2 protein-coding genes and 1 pseudogene are annotated in these 2431 nt (G+C 66.4%); all 3 read left to right on the forward strand.

From position 1 onward, the window contains the following. A pseudogene (locus HMPREF1024_RS00215) lies at positions 1-337 on the forward strand (ABC transporter substrate-binding protein); the annotation flags it as partial. Next, positions 318-1313: an ABC transporter permease gene (locus HMPREF1024_RS00210; protein WP_009310071.1), complete on the forward strand. Its 996-nt coding sequence runs from the start codon at positions 318-320 to the stop codon at positions 1311-1313. The pseudogene HMPREF1024_RS00215 and the gene HMPREF1024_RS00210, both read left to right, overlap by 20 nt. Beyond that, the gene (locus HMPREF1024_RS00205) at positions 1307-2080 is read left to right on the forward strand and encodes an ABC transporter ATP-binding protein (RefSeq protein WP_009310072.1); all 774 of its coding nucleotides are present in this window, start codon (positions 1307-1309) and stop codon (positions 2078-2080) included. The genes HMPREF1024_RS00210 and HMPREF1024_RS00205 overlap by 7 nt, the downstream gene beginning before the upstream one ends. The last annotated feature ends 351 nt before the right edge of the window (positions 2081-2431 follow it).

Below are 2431 nucleotides of genomic sequence, written 5' to 3' on the forward strand. Positions count from 1 at the left end.
CCTCAGCTGCTGCGTGCTGGGGGTGAGCGGGAGCCTGGCGCGGGACCATAAACCGGCCGCCGCGGCGCTCACCCAGGCGATCCTTGAGGCGCACAGCTATGCCGCTGCGCATCCGGAAAGCGTGGCGCAATCCTTCCTCGCCCATGCCCTGAATACCAGTGAAGCGGAGGTGAGCGGCATCCTGCACGGGCAGGGCCACGGCCATCACGCGGTGGGCGAAGCGTTCGTGAAAGAGCTGACGCAGTATGCGGTCGACCTGCAGCGGGTGCAGGTGATCAAGCCGGGTACCGATCCCCATCAGTTCGCGGAGAGTATCTATGCCAACGTATTCGCCTGAGCAGGCTCTGGCGCGCCCCACCGGCCGCGCGCCGCTGTGGGGAGAAGGGCTGCTGGCCGCCGCGCTGTGGCTGCTGGGTGGTCTGTTTACTCTGACCTGGCCCGACGCCGGGCGGCGCTGGCCGTTTAGCGAAGGCTGGGCGCTGGCGCAATTCACCCTCGGCGGCGGCTTGCTGCTGCTGGCGCTGAGCTATCGCTACTGGCGGGCGCGCGGCGCGCGTGTGCTGCATGCCGGCAAGTGGCTGGCGCTGCTGCCGGTGCTGTTTGCTGTCTGGGAAGGGCTGACCGCCAAGACTGCCGTGTTGCCGGTACCATTCTTCGCGCCGCCGCAGGCGCTGATCGAGGTGCTGCACGACGACTGGCCGCGCCTGCTCGACAGCCTGCTGCACTCCCTGGGGCTGCTGGGGCTCGGTGTGCTGCTGGGTACCAGCAGCGGGTTCATCACCGGTCTGGCCATCGGCTGGTCGCAACGGGTTGGCTACTGGGTGCATCCGGTGTTACGTCTGCTGGGGCCGGTGCCGTCCACCGCGCTGCTGCCGCTGTGCCTGTTTATTTTTCCCTCGAGCTTCGGCGCCAGCGTGTTTTTGATCGCGCTGAGCACCTGGTTCCCGGTCACGGTGCTGACCTGGTCCGGAGTGATGGGCATTGATAAGGCGTGGTACGACGTGGCGCGGACCCTCGGCGCCAGCCAGCGTTTCCTGATCCTGCGGGTGGCGATCCCCGCCGCGTTGCCGAACGTCTTTGTCGGCCTGTTTATGGGGCTCGGCGCGTCGTTTTCGGTGCTGATTGTCGCCGAAATGGTCGGGGTGAAGTCGGGGATCGGCTTTTACCTCCAGTGGGCCCAGGGCTGGGCGGCCTATCCTAATATGTATGCCGCGCTGCTGGTGATGGCCTTGTTATGTTCCGGCCTGATAAGCGGATTATTTATGCTGCGTGACCGGCTGCTGAGCTGGCAGCGAGGAGGGATGCAATGGTAACCGAGACGATAGCGCGCGGCGCGGCGGTATCCATCAGCCATCTTCATCATGCGTTTACGCTTGGCAAACAGACGGTACCGGTGCTGGAGAATATCAGCCTGCAGCTGCGCCCGGGGGAAAGCGTGGCGCTGCTGGGCCCTTCCGGCTGCGGTAAATCAACCCTGCTGCGGCTGCTGGCGGGGCTGGAAGCGCCGCAGAGCGGACAGATGCAGATCGACGGCGCGGCGCGCGGCGCCCCGGGGCCGGAGCGAATTCTGGTGTTTCAGGATCCGACGCTCTATCCGTGGCTGACGGTGCGGCAGAACGTGCTGCTGGGCCCGCAGGCGCAGGGCAAAAAGGGGCTGGAGGCGAAGGCAGACGCGTTGATTGACCGCATCGGGCTGCAGGCCTTCAGCGAGGCGTGGCCGCGGCAGCTGTCCGGGGGTATGGCGCAGCGTGCGGCGCTGGCGCGCGCCTTGTTGAACGAACCGCGTCTGCTGCTGCTCGACGAGCCGTTGGGCAAACTCGATTCGCTGACCCGCATCAGTATGCAGCGGGAGCTGATCGCCCTCTGGCAGCAGCAGGGGTATACCAGCCTGCTGGTGACCCACGATATCGAAGAGGCGCTGCTGCTGTGCGAGCGGGTGCTGGTGATGTCGCCGCGTCCAGGGCGGATTATCGCCGAGTTTGCGCTGCCGCTGGCTTTTCCCCGTCATCGCGATAACCCGCAGCTGCTGCAGCATCGTCAGGATATATTGCGCATCCTCGGCCAGGAGGCGGACTGGTAAGCTGAACGCATTCCCCGGTGGCGCTGCGACAAATGTCACGGAAACGTAGGCCGGCGCAAGCGCAGCGCCGCCCGGCAATGGGCATCCGGCGCCAGGCGCCTGTTTTGCCCGGTGGCGGCTGCGCCTTACCGGGCCTACGAACTGCGACAAATGTCACGGAAACGTAGGCCGGCGCAAGCGCAGCGCCGCCCGGCAATGGGCATCCGGCGCCAGGCGCCTGTTTTTGCCCGGTGGCGGCTGCGCCTTACCGGGTCTACGAGCTGCGACAAATGTCACGGAAACGTAGGCCGGCGCAAGCGCAGCGCCGCCCGGCAATGAATATCCGGCGCCAGGCGCCTGTTTTGCCCGGTG

This window comes from Klebsiella sp. 4_1_44FAA, from assembly GCF_000238715.1.
GTDB lineage: Bacteria > Pseudomonadota > Gammaproteobacteria > Enterobacterales > Enterobacteriaceae > Klebsiella > Klebsiella pneumoniae.